The sequence below is a fragment of the Kitasatospora sp. NPDC059462 genome (assembly GCF_042749955.1).
In the GTDB taxonomy this organism is placed as follows: domain Bacteria; phylum Actinomycetota; class Actinomycetes; order Streptomycetales; family Streptomycetaceae; genus Kitasatospora.
Window position 1 is genome coordinate 1 of sequence record NZ_JBHYUU010000197.1, and the last position, 14,076, is coordinate 14,076.

General features: G+C 73.9%; 13 protein-coding genes. 5 read left to right on the top strand and 8 right to left on the bottom strand.

Going from position 1 to position 14,076, the window contains the following annotated elements:
* Nucleotides 1-47 precede the first annotated feature (47 nt).
* The gene (locus ACFXAM_RS32675; RefSeq protein ID WP_380296762.1) at nt 48-173 is read right to left on the bottom strand and encodes a hypothetical protein; all 126 of its coding nucleotides are present in this window, start codon (nt 171-173) and stop codon (nt 48-50) included.
* An 87-nt stretch (nt 174-260) separates the two neighbouring features.
* Entirely contained in the window at nt 261-1,148 is an 888-nt protein-coding gene (locus ACFXAM_RS32680; RefSeq protein WP_380296763.1) for an LLM class flavin-dependent oxidoreductase, read from the bottom strand.
* A gap of 443 nt (nt 1,149-1,591) precedes the next feature.
* Here ACFXAM_RS32680 and ACFXAM_RS32685 point away from each other — a divergent pair, with 443 nt between their 5' ends.
* From ACFXAM_RS32685 to ACFXAM_RS32700, 4 genes are read left to right on the top strand one after another with little or no spacing between them, the layout of a single operon-like run.
* Nucleotides 1,592-3,028 (top strand): NAD(P)/FAD-dependent oxidoreductase, encoded by a 1,437-nt coding sequence (locus ACFXAM_RS32685; protein ID WP_380296765.1) that lies wholly within the window; start codon nt 1,592-1,594, stop codon nt 3,026-3,028.
* Nucleotides 3,025-4,443: an aspartate aminotransferase family protein gene (locus ACFXAM_RS32690; RefSeq protein WP_380296766.1), complete on the top strand. Its 1,419-nt coding sequence runs from the start codon at nt 3,025-3,027 to the stop codon at nt 4,441-4,443. Before ACFXAM_RS32685 ends, ACFXAM_RS32690 begins: the two co-directional genes overlap by 4 nt.
* Nucleotides 4,440-4,895, top strand: a complete 456-nt coding sequence (locus ACFXAM_RS32695; protein WP_380296768.1) for a hypothetical protein — start codon at nt 4,440-4,442, stop codon at nt 4,893-4,895. Before ACFXAM_RS32690 ends, ACFXAM_RS32695 begins: the two co-directional genes overlap by 4 nt.
* Nucleotides 4,892-6,370, top strand: a complete 1,479-nt coding sequence (locus ACFXAM_RS32700) for a GMC family oxidoreductase N-terminal domain-containing protein (protein WP_380296770.1) — start codon at nt 4,892-4,894, stop codon at nt 6,368-6,370. Before ACFXAM_RS32695 ends, ACFXAM_RS32700 begins: the two co-directional genes overlap by 4 nt.
* Nucleotides 6,371-6,487: 117 nt before the next feature.
* On the opposite strand, the gene glnA is transcribed toward ACFXAM_RS32700, so the two are convergent.
* Nucleotides 6,488-7,900: a type I glutamate--ammonia ligase gene (gene glnA, locus ACFXAM_RS32705; RefSeq protein WP_380296772.1), complete on the bottom strand. Its 1,413-nt coding sequence runs from the start codon at nt 7,898-7,900 to the stop codon at nt 6,488-6,490.
* A gap of 280 nt (nt 7,901-8,180) precedes the next feature.
* Here glnA and ACFXAM_RS32710 point away from each other — a divergent pair, with 280 nt between their 5' ends.
* Nucleotides 8,181-8,648, top strand: a complete 468-nt coding sequence (locus ACFXAM_RS32710) for an RDD family protein (RefSeq protein WP_380296773.1) — start codon at nt 8,181-8,183, stop codon at nt 8,646-8,648.
* A gap of 87 nt (nt 8,649-8,735) precedes the next feature.
* On the opposite strand, the gene ACFXAM_RS32715 is transcribed toward ACFXAM_RS32710, so the two are convergent.
* From ACFXAM_RS32715 to ACFXAM_RS32735, 5 genes are all read right to left on the bottom strand, one after another.
* Nucleotides 8,736-9,425, bottom strand: a complete 690-nt coding sequence (locus tag ACFXAM_RS32715) for a DUF4191 domain-containing protein (protein ID WP_380296774.1) — start codon at nt 9,423-9,425, stop codon at nt 8,736-8,738.
* Nucleotides 9,426-9,504: 79 nt separating this feature from the next.
* Nucleotides 9,505-9,753: a hypothetical protein gene (locus ACFXAM_RS32720; protein WP_380296776.1), complete on the bottom strand. Its 249-nt coding sequence runs from the start codon at nt 9,751-9,753 to the stop codon at nt 9,505-9,507.
* A 230-nt stretch (nt 9,754-9,983) separates the two neighbouring features.
* Entirely contained in the window at nt 9,984-10,937 is a 954-nt protein-coding gene (gene lipA / locus ACFXAM_RS32725) for a lipoyl synthase (protein ID WP_350566845.1), read from the bottom strand.
* Between the two features lie 140 nt (nt 10,938-11,077).
* Nucleotides 11,078-11,848: a lipoyl(octanoyl) transferase LipB gene (gene lipB / locus ACFXAM_RS32730; RefSeq protein WP_380296778.1), complete on the bottom strand. Its 771-nt coding sequence runs from the start codon at nt 11,846-11,848 to the stop codon at nt 11,078-11,080.
* Between the two features lie 81 nt (nt 11,849-11,929).
* Nucleotides 11,930-13,870: a helix-turn-helix domain-containing protein gene (locus ACFXAM_RS32735; RefSeq protein ID WP_380296780.1), complete on the bottom strand. Its 1,941-nt coding sequence runs from the start codon at nt 13,868-13,870 to the stop codon at nt 11,930-11,932.
* Nucleotides 13,871-14,076 lie beyond the last annotated feature (206 nt).

Here is a 14,076-nt window from a genome sequence, read left to right on the forward strand (position 1 = left end):
GGTCTCCTCCCACAGCTGGAACACACCACCAGCGAGCGGAGCACCCGTCACCGCGTCGGTCTTCCGAAGCTCAGCATCGAGTAGGGGCCGGGGATCGGACCGTCCGCCTCGACGTCCACCGACACGTACACCGTCGGCGTGATCTTGCGCGCCGCCCCGCTCCTCGTCGCCATGCGCCAAGTCTGGTGCCCCGGACGCCGCCCCGGCCACCGGGTTTCGCCGGGAGGGCCCGCGCCCGGTCGAACCGGACGGTGGCCCCCTCAGCTCCGCCGCCGGGTCCCGCTCGGGGGTCCGGACCCGATCCGGGCGCGGACGAGGCCGACCGGGCCCCGGAACCAGCCCAGCTTCTCCACCCACCAGGTCAGGCCGGCCGCCCGGTACGGGGCGACGACCAGCGCGTCGTCCTCCCGCCGGACCCCGGACGTCCGGCCCTCCATCACGACGTCGAACGGCCCGTTCCGGGCGCCCTGGTGGGCGCGGACGTAGGAGACCACGGCCTCCAGGTCGGCGGGAGGCATCATCTGGGTGTGCCCCACCCCCGCCCGGGTGGGGAAGACGCCGTCCCAGCGCGCGGCCCGCCGCATGGGGCGCCGCGAGGGCCAGGTGCCCGCGATCCACACCGGGATGCGAGGACGTTGCGGGCTCACCGGCTGGAAGGCGAGGTCCGTGACCGTGAACCAGCGGCCGTGGAAGGTGAACGGCCGCCCCGCCCACAGCCCGTCGAGGACGTGGAGGGCCTCGTCCAGCTTCTCCGCACGCACCCGCGGGTCCGGATCGTGGCCCAGCGCCCGGAACTCCGCGGCGGAGGACCCCAGACCGGCGCCGAAGACCAGCCGTCCACCGCTGAGGAGGTCCAACGCGACGGTCGCGCGGGCGACTTCGGCGGGGCGCTTGAGGGCGAGCACGCTCACCATGACGCCGAGCCGCAGGCGCTCCGTGTCGGCGGCGATCGCGGCGAGCGTGGTCCACGAGTCGGTGACGTGCTCGTCCGGGTGTTCCGCGACCTGGCCGTCCCAGAGGAAGAAGCCGTCCCAGCCGGACCGTTCGGCCAGCACCGCCAGTTCGCGGAGCAGGCGGGGATCCGCGTACTCGCGCCTGTTGGGCAGTCCGACGGCGTAGCGCAGCGGCTGCGGTGGCGTGGCGTCCATCGGTCCTCGCCCTCCCGGTCCTCCCGGCCTTCCCGGTCGCTTCTCGATCGCTTCCCGGTCGCCTTCCTGATCGGACACGACGGCCGCCGACGCGACCGGTTCCCGCCTCGATGATGTCGGCCGCGCGACGGCCGGGGCAACCGGAGCGGCCTCGCTCCGGTCGATCGCAGCAGGTCAACGGCCCTTCCGCAGGCCGGGGGCCGGGCGCGGTGCTAGCGTCTACTGGGAGCCGGAATCGCCGGCGGCGGTTCCGGTGCCCTCCCCGCGGCGTCCCCTCCGGCGGGACGGCACGCCACCCGGTCCCCGGCCGCCGCGGGTCGTGACGGGGCGCAGAACGCCTCCGATGCCGGCGGGGCCCGGCCCGCGCCGCCCGCACCTCCCCCGCACCTCCCCGACCCATCCCCTTCGGACGGCACGGCACCGGAGGGTTCGAAGGGAGCAGCATGTCCGAGAACAGCGCGGCCCCGGCGCCCGGCGACGAAGTCCTGGTGATCGGCGGCGGGTTCACCGGCCTGGCCGCCGCCCACGAGCTCGCCCGGGCCGGGGTGGCCTGCCGGGTGCTGGAGCGTGAGCCGTACGTCGGCGGCCTGGCAGGGTCGTTCGAGGCCGGGGGAGCCCGGCTCGAACGCTTCTACCACCACTGGTTCTCCTCCGATCTGGAGGTCCGGGGGCTGTGCGCGGAACTCGGCTGCTCCCACCTCCTCCAGCCGCACCGGACCCGGACCGGCGTCTACTACGCGAACTCGGTGTACCGGTTGTCGAGCCCGTGGGACGTGCTGCGCTTCGCGCCCCTCCCGCTGCCCGACCGGGTCCGGCTGGGCTGGTCCGCGGTGCGTGCCCACCGGGTGAAGCACTGGCGGGACCTGGAGGGCCTCACGGCCCGCGAATGGCTGCTGGACCTGAGCGGACCGCGGGTCTACGAGACGGTCTGGCGACCGCTGCTGGAAGGCAAGTTCGGCCAGTACGCGACCGAGGTGGGCGCCACCTGGATGTGGACCAAGCTCCACCTGCGCGGCGGCAGCCGGTCCCACAGCGGCCGCGAGGTCCTCTACTACCTGCGGGGTGGCTGCGCCGCCCTGCTGGACGCCTGGGTCGCGCGCCTCTCCGAGCTGGGCGTGCGGATCTGCACGAGCACGCCGGTGCGGCAGGTCCTGACCGACGACCGCGGGGTGTGCGGGGTCCGCACCGGGAGCGGCGTCCTGCCCGCACGGCGGGTCCTGGCCACCACGGCACCGGATCTGCTCGCCGGCCTCCTCGCCCCCGCCGCCACCGGACCGCCGCCCCATCCGGACGTTCCCGCCGTCCGCCGGCGCCTGTCCGCCATCCCCTACCTCGCCAACCTGTGCCTGGTGCTGCAGAACGACCGGTCCCTCTCGGACACCTACTGGCTCAACGTCACCGACCCGTCGTTCCCCTACGTCGGCGTGATCGAGCACACCAACCTGGAGGCCTGTGACGCCTACGCCGGGAGTCACCTGGTCTACCTGTCCGCCTACCTTCCGACCAGCGCCGAGCTGTACCGGATGGACGACGACGCGGTGTTCCGCGCGAGCCTTCCGCATCTGAGCCGGATGTTCCCGCAGTTCCACCGCGACTGGGTCCGGCACTACTACGTCTGGCGGGCCGACCACGCCCAGCCGGTCGTCACCCCGCACTACTCCGAGCGCATCCCGGCGATGGAGACCGACGTGCCGGGGCTCTACCTGGCCGGCATGGCCCAGGTCTACCCCCAGGACCGGGGCACCAACTACGCCGTGCGGCAGGGGCGGCACGTCGGCCGCCTGATCGCCGACCGGATGCGCACCGCCCCCGGTCCACGACCTCCCGGCGCCGGGCCCGGCGCCGGTCCGCAGTCCGGCCCCGAGGAGGGGACGCCATGAACTCCCTGATCAGCGCCGAGGATTGCGAGCGGATGCCGGTCGCGCGGGTGCACGAGCTCTACCGCCGTCATGTCAGCCGGGGCCAGGTGACGCTGCTCTCCGCCTTCGGGTTCGGCCGCGACGTCGTGGACAGCGCCTCGGGCTGCTGGATCACCCTGCGCGACGGGCGGCGGGTGCTGGACTTCACCGGCGGGATCGGCGTGCTGAACCACGGCCACAACCACCCCCGCATCCTGGCCGCCCGCCGACGCTTCCAGGAACTCCGGCGGATGGAGGTGCACAAGAACTACCTCTCGCCGTACGTCGCCGCACTCGGGCACAACCTCGCCCAGCTGCTGCCCGCCGACCTGGACGTCAGCTACTTCCCCAACTCGGGCGCGGAGGCCGTCGAGGGCGCCCTCAAGATGGCGTACAAGTACCACCGCGGCCATCGCGGCACCGTTCTGCACACCGACATTGCCTTCCACGGCAAGCTGCTCGGCGCCGGAAGCCTGACCGCCTCGCCGGAGGTGCACTTCACCTTCCCGCGGATCCCCGGCACGGACGCCTTCGCCTTCGACGACCTCCCCTCGCTCGAACTGGCCCTGGAGCGGCACACCACGCCCGAGGGCGGGAGCGACGTCTACGCGCTGGTCCTGGAACCCTTCAGCGCTTCCAGTCTCCGCGCGTGCTCGGAGGAGTTCCTGCGCGAGGCGCGCCGGCTGTGCACCGAGCGCGACATCGTCCTGATCTTCGACGAGGTCTACACCTCCTGGGGCAGGACCGGTTCGCTCTTCCACTTCATGCGCCACCCCGGCCTGGTCCCGGACGTCGTGACCACCTCCAAGTCCTTCGGCGGCGGCAAGGCGTCCATCTCCGGCTACGTGGCCAGGGAGCCCGTCTTCCGCAGGGCCTACGACGCGCTCCCCGACGCCACCCTGCACAGCACCACCTACTACGGGTTCGGGGAGGAGACGGTCACCGCGCTGGAGGCCGTGGCGATCGCGGTCGAGGACGACTACCCGGCCAGGGCGCGCCGCCTCGGCGAGCGGCTGCGCCGCGGCCTCACCGCCCTCGCCGCCGGCCACCCGCGCCTGATCGCCGAGGTGCGCGGCGCCGGCGCCCTCCAGGGCGTCGTGCTGCGCCACGGTCCGGCCGCCCTGGACCACGCGCTGCGCCTGCTGCCGTCCTCCTTCGCGCGCGACCCGCAGGCCGGGGCCAAGCTGGCCACCGCGGCCGTGGTCGCCGCCCTCTACCGCGACCACGGCGTGCTCACCTACTACGGCTCCAACCACGACCTCCCCCTGATCGCCGCACCTCCCCTGGTGGCCGAGGACTCCGACCTCGACCTCTTCCTGGCGTCCCTGGACGCGGTGCTGGCCAGGGGGATGCCCCGTCTGCTGGCGGGCCTGGCCAGGGAGAAGGTCACCGCATGAGCTCCCCGGCCCGCATGAGCTCCCCGGCGCCCCGCCCCGCACCGCCCGCCGAAGGCTTCCGCACCGCGCGGGAGCACCGCCGCCTGCGGGCCTGGGAGCGGCGGGTGCGCTCCGCCGGGCTCCCGCCGCTCTGGGCGGACCGCTGCACGGCGCTGTCCGAGCCGTCCCGCCAGGCCGCGGCGGTCCGGCACACCGCCGCCACCCTGGCCGCCCTCCCGGGGCCGTACCGCTCGGTGTTCGCCCTGCTGATGCGGGTGCTGCCGGTCGCCGTCCTCCTCGTGGACCCGACGGGCCCGCTGCGGGGCACCCCGGACCGGGCCCGCCGGCAACGGGTCGCCGACCGGCTGTCCGCGGTGCCCGGCTGCGCCGAACTGCTCAGGGTGAGCCTCGTGCTGGCCCTGCACGGCGCACTGGACGGGCCCTCCACCACGCCGCGGCAGGAGCTCCGGTGAGCGGGACCGTCCGCACCGTCCGCTGCGACGCCCTGGTGATCGGCTCGGGGGCCGGAGGCAGCGCGGCGGCCCTGGAGCTCGCCGGCGCGGGCCGGGAGGTCCGCGTCCTGGAGGAGGGCCCGCTCGTGCCGCAGGCGCGGATCACCCGGGCGTCCCCGGCGGAGAACCTGCGGCTGCTGTACCGCCAGGGCGGTCTGGTGCCCATCCACGGCGCACCCACCATCCCCTTCGGGGAGGGGTGTTGCGTCGGGGGAACCACCGTGGTCAACGGAGGGCTGTTCTGGCGTCCCCCCGAACACCTGCTGGAGTGCTGGGCGTCCGCCGGCGTCGACGGCTTCCGGACCCGTCACCTCGCCCCCCACCTGGCCGAGGCGGAGCGGCGCCTCGGGGTCGCCGACCAGCCGCCGGGGCGGGGGAACCGCGACTCGGTGCTGCTCGCCCAGGCGGCCGACCGGCTCGGCTGGCGCTGGGCACCGGCCCGCCGGGCGGTCCGGGGCTGCCGGCACGCCAACCGGTGCGTCACCGGCTGCCCCACCGGGGCCAAACAGAGCATGCTGGTGAGCTACCTGCCCGCCGCCGAACGGCTCGCGGCGGTCGTCGAGCCCGACACCCGGGTCGTCCGGCTCGAACACGACGGCACCCGGGTCACGGCCGTGCACGCCCTGCGTGACGGCCGACGGCTGCGCTACCTGCCGCGGACGGTGTTCCTGGCCGCGGGTCCGATCGGCAGCGCGCTGCTGCTGCGGCGCAGCGCCATCGGCGGGCGCGGCCCGGGCCGGGCCATCGCGTTCCACGTCAACTTCCGCACGGTGGCGCGGTTCGCCGAGTCCGTCCGGGCCACCGAGGGCACCATCTTCACCGCGCAGTTGCAGGAGTTCGCCGACCGGGGCGTGCGGGTGATGCCCGCGAACCTCACGGCGGGGTCGCTCGCGGCGGCGCTGGCCGCCCACCCCGCCGGGACCGTCGACCGGGTGCTGGCCCAGCTGGACCGGATCGCGGTCTACACGACCCAGGTGAGCGTCCGGGGCACCGCACGGCTGCTGGCCGTCCCCGGCCTCGGGGCGGTCCTGCGGCACCGCCTGACCGGGAGCGACCGGGACCTCCTGCGCTGCGCCTTCCGGCACACCGCCGAACTCCTCCTGGAGGCCGGTGCGGTCGAACTGCTGCCGCCCGCACCCGCCGGGCTGACCACCGCCGCGCAGACGGCCGACTTCGCGCGGCACGGCCGGCCCGAGAGCTGGGACCTGATCTCCGTCCACGCCATGGCGTCCTGCCCGATGGGCCCACCCGCCCTGGGCGGAGTGTGCGACGCCCAGGGCCGCCCGCACGGCTTCACGAACCTGCGGCTGTGCGACGCGAGCGTGCTGCCGGGCGCCACCGGTGTCAGCCCGCAGGAGACCATCATGGGCTTCTCCCACCTGATGACGGCCCGCTACCTGGAGCGGCCCGCCGGCCGCCAGCCCGAGCCCGCCTGAGCGGCCTCGCCCGGACGGCACGACCGACGCCGGCCGCCGCCTCCGCGGGCCGGCGCCGTGCCGGCCCGCGGAAGCGGGAGGACTCCGGCCCGCGTGCCCGCGGGTCGGAGCTGCCTCCTACAGGTCGTAGTAGAGCTCGAACTCGTGCGGGTGGGGGCGCAGGGCGATCGGGGCGATCTCCTGGGTGCGCTTGAAGTCGATCCAGGTCTCGATGAGGTCCGGGGTGAAGACGTTGCCGGCGAGCAGGTACTCGTGGTCGGCTTCGAGGGCCTCCAGGACGGCCGGGAGGGAGGACGGGACCTGGGGGACGTTGGCGTGGTCCTCGGGGGCCAGTTCGTAGAGGTCCTTGTCGACCGGCTCCAGCGGTTCGATCTTGTTCTTGATGCCGTCCAGGCCCGCCATCAGCATGGCGGCGAAGGCCAGGTACGGGTTGGAGGAGGGGTCGGGGGCGCGGAACTCGATGCGCTTGGCCTTGGCGTTGGACCCGGTGATGGGGATGCGGATCGCGGCGGAGCGGTTGCGCTGGGAGTAGACCAGGTTGACCGGGGCCTCGAAGCCGGGGACCAGGCGGTGGTAGGAGTTCACCGAGGGGTTGGTGAAGGCGAGCAGCGACGGGGCGTGCTTGAGCAGGCCGCCGATGTAGTAGCGGGCCGTGTCGGAGAGGCCCGCGTAGCCCTGCTCGTCGTAGAAGAGCGGCGAGCCCTCGGTCCACAGCGACTGGTGGACGTGCATGCCCGAGCCGTTGTCGCCGAAGATCGGCTTCGGCATGAAGGTGGCCGTCTTGCCGTTCCGCCAGGCGACGTTCTTGATGATGTACTTGAACAGCATCAGGTCGTCGGCGGCGTGCAGCAGGGTGTTGAACCGGTAGTTGATCTCCGCCTGGCCGGCCGTGCCGACCTCGTGGTGCTGGCGCTCGACCTCCAGGCCGGCCCGGGCCAGCTCCAGGGACATCTCGGCGCGCAGGTCGGCGAAGTGGTCGACCGGCGGGACGGGGAAGTAGCCGCCCTTGTACTTGACCTTGTAGCCGCGGACGTCGCCCTCGGTGGAGCCGCTGTTCCAGGCGCCGGCCTCGGAGTCGATGTGGTAGTACGAGGCGTTGGCGCTGGTGTCGAACCGGACCGAGTCGAAGACGTAGAACTCGGCCTCGGGGCCGAAGAACGCGGTGTCCGCGATGCCGGAGGAGGCGAGGTAGGCCTCGGCCTTCTTGGCGACGTTGCGCGGGTCGCGGCTGTAGGCCTCGCCGGTCACCGGGTCCTGGATGAAGAAGTTGATATTGAGGTGCTTCTCCTGGCGGAACGGGTCGAGCCGGGCGGTGGCGAGGTCCGGGACGAGGGCCATGTCGGACTCGTGGATGGCCTGGAAGCCGCGGATCGACGAGCCGTCGAACATCAGGATCTCGGACGGGTCGAACGTCGCCGCGGGTACGGAGAAGTGCTGCAAGACGCCCGGCAGGTCGCAGAAGCGGACGTCGACGAACTTCACGTCGTTGTCCTGGATGAACTGCTTCACTTCGGCGGCGTTGTTGAACATCCATCCTCCTCGGTGTTGCGAATGGGGCTCACCCTAGGAACGGGCCGTTTCCGTCCGGTGACCCACTCGTTTCCTGAATGTTAACCGCCACCGCCGGGCGGGTGGCAAAGCCGTACGGGGCTGGACAAAACGCCCTGCCGGGCCAGGTGGGGTCCCCGGAATGGTCTAGACCAGCGGGGGGAGGGGTGGAAAGCCGGCGAGGGCCGATTCACTCTTCGGTGGCGGGCCCGGCGGGGGAGGCGGTGGCCGTCCCCGGCGTTCGCCCGGTTAGTGTGGATTCGTGGACACCAGAGAAGCGTTGGGATCGTGGATCGACGGCCCGAAGGCGGCCGCCGAGAAGATGGGTGCCGACTTCGGGTACCGCGGTGAGCGCCTCGGACTGCCCAAGGAGGGCCCCGGTTCGATCGCCGGCCCCGGCCGCCGGATGGGCGCGCTGTTCGTCGACGGCTGGCTGGTCGCCCTGGTCGCCTACGGGCTGATCGGCAAGGGCTCGGCGTCCTCGGCGAACATGTGGACCACCCCGCTGTTCTTCGCCGTCACCGTGCTGCTGCTCGCCACCACCGGGACGACCGTCGGCAAGCGGCTGTTCGGGCTGCGGGTCGTCCGCCTGGACGGCAGCCGGGCGACCATCCCGCAGGTGATGCTGCGCACCCTGCTGCTCTGCCTGCTGGTGCCGGCGCTGGTCTGGGACCGGGACACCCGGGGGCTGCACGACAAGGCGGTCGGCACGGTCGAGGTCCGGATCTGAGCGGCGCACGCCGAGCCGGAGAACGTCGAACGGCCCCGCCGCGGAGCTTCCGCGGCGGGGCCGTTCTCGTGCTGTCGACGGGGAGGGTCAGCGGACCTGGCCGCCCTTGGGCATCCGGGCGCCCTTGGGCATCGGGCCCTTGGGGATGGGCGCCTTGGAGAGCAGGTCGCCCAGCGCGCGCAGGCGGTCGTTGGTCTCGGTGACCTGGGCGGGCGTGATGGCGCGCGGCAGACGCATCAGGTGGATCTGCAGCTTCTTGAGCGGGACCTCGCCCTCGCCGTTGCCCACCACGATGTCGTGCACCGGCACGTCGCCGACGACCCGGGCCATCTTCTTCTTCTCCGACGCGAGCAGCTGGCGGACCCGGTTCGGGTTGCCCTCACCGATCAGCGCGATGCCGGCCCGGCCCACGGCGCGGTAGACCGCGTCCTGGCTGCGGGTGACGGCCACCGGGGTGGAGTTCGCGCTCCAGCCGCGCCGGATGTTGTTCAGCACCGCCGCGACGGCGCCCGGCTGCCCCTCCATCTGCCCGAACGCGGCGCGCTCGGCCCGGCGCCCGAAGACGATCGCCATGGCCAGGAAGGCCACGATGAAGCCCAGGATGCCCAGGTAGACGGGGTGCTCGATCGCGAAGCCGATGGCGAGGAACACGCCGAAGGTCAGCAGGCCGACGCCGGCGATGATCAGGCCGATCTTGGTGTCGACCTTCTTGGTCATGGTGTACGCCAGGCGGATCTGCTTCAGCCGCCCGGGGTTCTCGGATGTTTCCCTCGCCATAACGCTCATGGTACGTGGCGTGGGTACGGGATATCCAAGCCCGGGTGCCCGTTCGCCCCGAACCGTGACCCGTGTGCCCCTACGGAAGGGGCTGCCGGCGCCCCGGCCGGCCCGCCGGCCTGCCCGTCGACGGCCCGGCCGCGGGGCCGTTCGCGGGGCCGTTCGCCGCCCCCGACGCCAGCGCGTCGTGCCGGCGGTCGGCCGCGTGCCGGCGGTCCTCGCACACCGCCGCCCAGGCGTTGTGCCGGGCCCGTCGCTGTCCGCCGGACAGCAGGACGCTCTCGGCGAACCGCAGCGCGACCCCCACCGACCGGATCCGCATCTCCATGCCGAACAGCTCCCCTCGCGGCCGCGGCCGTGGCTGAGAAGAATCGAACAATCGCGACGAGTCCATCATCACCACCCCGTGTTACCAGCCCGTGACCTGGCAGTCAAAGCGGAGTGAACGCGGAAGGGCGGAGCCGAGGCTCCGCCCTTCCGATGGCTCGAATGCGCCGGACGCGTTCAACGCGCCCGGACGCGCTCAGGTGCGCGCACCCGCGTCCGCCCGGCCCGTGCTCAGACCGAGGCCTGCGCGCGGCGCTCCAGCGCCTGCCGGTACAGCCGCCCGGCGCGGTACGACGAGCGGACCAGCGGACCGGACATCACGCCGGCGAAGCCGAGCTCCTCGGCCTCCTCCTGCAGCTCGACGAACTCCTGCGGCTTGACCCACCGCTCCACCGGGTGGTGGCGCAGCGAGGGGCGCAGGTACTGGGTGATGGTGATCAGCTCGCAGCCGGCGCCGACCAGGTCGGCCAGCGCCTGGCTGACCTCCTCGCGGGTCTCGCCCATGCCCAGGATCAGGTTGGACTTGGTGACCAGCCCGGCGGCGCGCGCCTGGGTGATGACGTCCAGCGAGCGCTCGTAGCGGAAGGCGGGGCGGATCCGCTTGAAGATCCGCGGCACCGTCTCGACGTTGTGCGCCAGCACCTCGGGGCGGGACGAGAAGACCTCGGCCAGCTGCTCCGGCACCGCGTTGAAGTCCGGGATCAGCAGCTCGACGCCGGTGCGGCCGCCCTCGCGGCCGGCGGTCATCGCGTGCACCTGGCGCACGGTCTCGGCGTACAGCCAGGCGCCGCCGTCCGGCAGGTCGTCACGGGCGACACCGGTGATGGTGGCGTAGTTCAGGTCCATGGTGACGATGGACTCGGCGACGCGGCGCGGCTCGTCCCGGTCGAACTCGGCGGGCTTGCCGGTGTCGATCTGGCAGAAGTCGCAGCGGCGGGTGCACTGGTCACCGCCGATGAGGAAGGTCGCCTCGCGGTCCTCCCAGCACTCGAAGATGTTGGGGCAGCCGGCCTCCTGGCAGACCGTGTGCAGCCCCTCCTTCTTCACCAGCGACTGGAGGGCGTTGTACTCCGGGCCCATCTTCGCGCGGGTCTTGATCCACTCGGGCTTCCGCTCGATGGGGGTCTCGCTGTTGCGGACCTCCAGGCGGAGAAGCTTCCTGCCGTCGGGTGCGACAGCGGACACGTGCGACTCCTAGAACTAGACGGGGTACCCCCAGGGTACGCCTGTGCTTGTACGGCCTTCGCCGGGGCTGCGGCCCCGCAATCGCAGGGCAACAGGGCTACCGGCGGGTAGATTCCCGGGATCCGTCCGGGGGGCGGGCCTCAGCGGCCGGGGGCCGGCTCCGGGAGCTCGGCGAACACCTCGGCCAGGTGCTTCTCGACCAGCGGCAGCGCCTCGGAGACGGGGAAGCCCCGGCCCAGCTCGCCGGCCAGCGAGGCGACCCCGGCGTCCCGGATGCCGCAGGGCACGATCCTGTCGAACCAGGTCATGTCCGGGTCGCAGTTCAGCGCGAAGCCGTGCATGGTCACCCCGCGCGCGACCCGGACGCCGATCGCGGCCAGCTTGCGGTCGTCGCCGCGCTGCCCGGCGTTGGAGGGCGCGTACTCGGGCCCGGCCAGCCGCGGGTCGATGCCCAGCGGCAGGCCCATCCGCAGGGTGAGCCTGCCGATGTCGACCACCTGCTCCGGGTCCACCACCGCGTCCGGGATGGCACGGCCCAGCACCCAGACCCCGCTGCGGCCCTCGACCCGGGTGGTCTCCACGCCGAACGCCCCGGCGGCCCGGATCAGCGCCTCCTCCAGCCGCCGCACGTACGCGATCACGTCGATCGGGTCCGGCAGCTTGACGATCGGGTAGCCGACCAGCTGGCCGGGGCCGTGCCAGGTGATCTCGCCGCCCCGGTTCACCTCGACCACGGGGGTGCCGTCCAGGGGCAGGTCGGCGGGGTTGGTGCGCTTGCCCATGGTGTACACGGGCTGGTGCTCCAGCAGCAGCACCGTGTCCGGGATCTCGTCCGCGACCCGCAGGGCGTGCAGCCGCTGCTGCTCCTCCCAGGCCTCCTGGTACGGGACGGCGCCCTCACCGATGCCCATGCGTATGAACCGCACGTTCTCGCTCACCGCTGCTCCTTGCCAGGCGTTCGAGACCAACCTCGCCACTGTACGCCCGAGGCGTCACGGACCGGACAGCAGCTGGAGCCGCAGCGCCAGCTGGAGCTCCAGGGAGCGCTCCGGGCCGTTCCAGTCCCGGCCGAGCAGCACCTCGACCCGGTCCAGCCGCTGCACCACGGTGTTCACGTGGACGTGGAGCTCGTCCTTGGCCCGGGTCAGGCTGCCGCCGCAGTCGAAGTACGCGCGCAGGGTGCGGACCAGCTCGGTGCCGCGCCGGGCGTCGTACTCCAGCAGCGGGCCCAGCGTCCCGCGGACGAAGCCCGCCACGTCGTGGCCGTCGCCGAGCAGCACCCCCAGGAAGCCCAGCGCCCGTGCCGAGGCGCCCTCGCCGGACCGGCCGAGCACCCGCAGCGCCCGGACGCAGCGCAGCCCCTCGGCGTACGCGGCGGCCAGCGCGACCGGTCCGGCGGCGGGACGGCCGGCGCCCACCGTGACCGGGAACCCGGCCAGCCGGGCCAGCCGCTCGGCGGCCCGTCCGGCCGCCCGCTGGGCGCCGTCCCCGGCGTCGTCCGCGCCCCCGTCCTCCGCGCCGTCCCCGTCCGGGACCAGCAGCACCACCGCCTCACCGTGCTCCGCACTGATGCCCCGCGAGCCGAACAGGTACCGCCCGGCGGCGCCCGCCAGCCGGGCGCGGGCGCCGGCGTCCCGGGCGTCGCCCGGTTCCGCGACCAGCACCAGGTGCGGGCGGCCGAGGTCCACGCCCAGCCGGCGGCCGCGCGCGGTCAGCCCGGCCGGGTCCCGGTCGGGGGCGGTGAGCAGGTCGGCCAGCAGCTCGCCGCGCACCCGGTTCTCGGTCTCGGCGACCGAGCGCCGCAGCAGCAGGAGCAGCGCGGTCACCACACCGGCCCGCTCGAACAGCCGGCGGTCGGCGTCGTCGAGGTCCGGGCGGCCGCGCAGCACCAGGGTGCCCAGCTGCTCCTGCCCGGCCAGCACCGCGCAGACCCAGGCCCCGCCGTGGCGCACCGCACGCCCCTCGGCCCGGGACGCGGCCGCCGCCTCGGCCAGCCCGGTGCCCGGCGCGCCGGCCCGTCCGGCGAGCGGTTCGCCCTCGGTGTCCAGAACGGCTATCCCGCCGCCGAGCAGGGCGGCCACCGCCGCGGCGACGTCCGGCACCTCGGCCCCGCGCAGCACCAGGTCGGTGAGCCGGTCGTGGCCCTGTTCGGCGCGCTGGACGGCGGCGGAGTGGGCGCGGATCAGCTCGTTGGCGCTGTTCAGCTCGGTGAGCGCGGCCCGGGTGTCGGCGAGCGACCTGGCGGTGTCCAGCGCGATCGCGGCATGCGCGGCCAGGGAGCAGAGCAGCGCGACCTCGTCGGGGGAGAAGGCGCGCGGCGAGCGGTCGGCGGCGAACAGCACGCCGATCACCCGGCCGCCGAGCAGCAGCGGTACGCCGATGATCGCCACCAGGCCCTCGTCGAGCACGCCCGCGTCGATGGTGCCGGTGTGGTGGAAGCGCTCGTCGGCGCGGTAGTCGGGGGTGGCGTACGGGCGGGCGGTCTGCGCGACCAGGCCGCCGAGGCCGTCGCCGAGGCTGAGCCGCAGGGTCTGGAAGAGCACCGAGACCGAGCCGTCGGTGACCCGCATGTAGGTGTCGCCGGCGCCCTCGTCCGGGAGGGTCAGATAGGCGGTGTCGGTGCCGAGCAGCATCCGGGCCCGGCGGACGATCGCCTGCAGCACGGCGTCGAGGTCCCGGGAGGCGGCGAGGTCGCCGGCGGTGTCGAACAGCGCCGTCAGTTCGGCCTCCCGTCGCCGGTGCTGGCGCATCGTGCGGTGGACCCGCAGCGCCTGCCAGGTGGCGTCGTCGATCTCGCTCAGCACGGCGGCCGGCGCGCCCTGCCGGCGGGCGTCGGCGAGCACGTCGGCGAAGTCCTCGGTGGCGGCACCGGAGGCGAGCAGGTCCAGCAGGCGGCGGAGCGCGGGCGCCGAGCTGGTGTGGAGGTCGTTCATGGTGCGGCCGCCCATCGACAGTGGGTGTACGTGCTCCGGGGAGGGAAGCGAGATCGTAGCTGCTCGGCCCGGTCGGTCGTCGGCGGCCGGCGCGCACGCGGTGGTGCGCCCCGGCGGCCGTCGCCCCGTCAGGCGGTGGCCGCCGGACCGGCCCCCCGTGGCGGGGCGTGCGCCGCCCGGCCCCCCGGCGCGCCCCGCCCCGCGGC

What these genes read in the sequence shown, in the direction of transcription:
- lipB (WP_380296778.1), bottom strand. Translation starts at nt 11,848, where the DNA reads ATGGGCATCGGTGAGGGCGCCGTCCCGTACCAGGAGGCCTGGGAGGAG.
- ACFXAM_RS32685 (WP_380296765.1), top strand. Translation starts at nt 1,592, where the DNA reads ATGTCCGAGAACAGCGCGGCCCCGGCGCCCGGCGACGAAGTCCTGGTG.
- ACFXAM_RS32735 (WP_380296780.1), bottom strand. Translation starts at nt 13,870, where the DNA reads ATGAACGACCTCCACACCAGCTCGGCGCCCGCGCTCCGCCGCCTGCTG.
- glnA (WP_380296772.1), bottom strand. Translation starts at nt 7,900, where the DNA reads ATGTTCAACAACGCCGCCGAAGTGAAGCAGTTCATCCAGGACAACGAC.
- ACFXAM_RS32715 (WP_380296774.1), bottom strand. Translation starts at nt 9,425, where the DNA reads ATGGCGAGGGAAACATCCGAGAACCCCGGGCGGCTGAAGCAGATCCGC.
- ACFXAM_RS32695 (WP_380296768.1), top strand. Translation starts at nt 4,440, where the DNA reads ATGAGCTCCCCGGCCCGCATGAGCTCCCCGGCGCCCCGCCCCGCACCG.
- ACFXAM_RS32720 (WP_380296776.1), bottom strand. Translation starts at nt 9,753, where the DNA reads ATGGAGATGCGGATCCGGTCGGTGGGGGTCGCGCTGCGGTTCGCCGAG.
- ACFXAM_RS32680 (WP_380296763.1), bottom strand. Translation starts at nt 1,148, where the DNA reads ATGGACGCCACGCCACCGCAGCCGCTGCGCTACGCCGTCGGACTGCCC.
- ACFXAM_RS32675 (WP_380296762.1), bottom strand. Translation starts at nt 173, where the DNA reads ATGGCGACGAGGAGCGGGGCGGCGCGCAAGATCACGCCGACGGTGTAC.
- ACFXAM_RS32690 (WP_380296766.1), top strand. Translation starts at nt 3,025, where the DNA reads ATGAACTCCCTGATCAGCGCCGAGGATTGCGAGCGGATGCCGGTCGCG.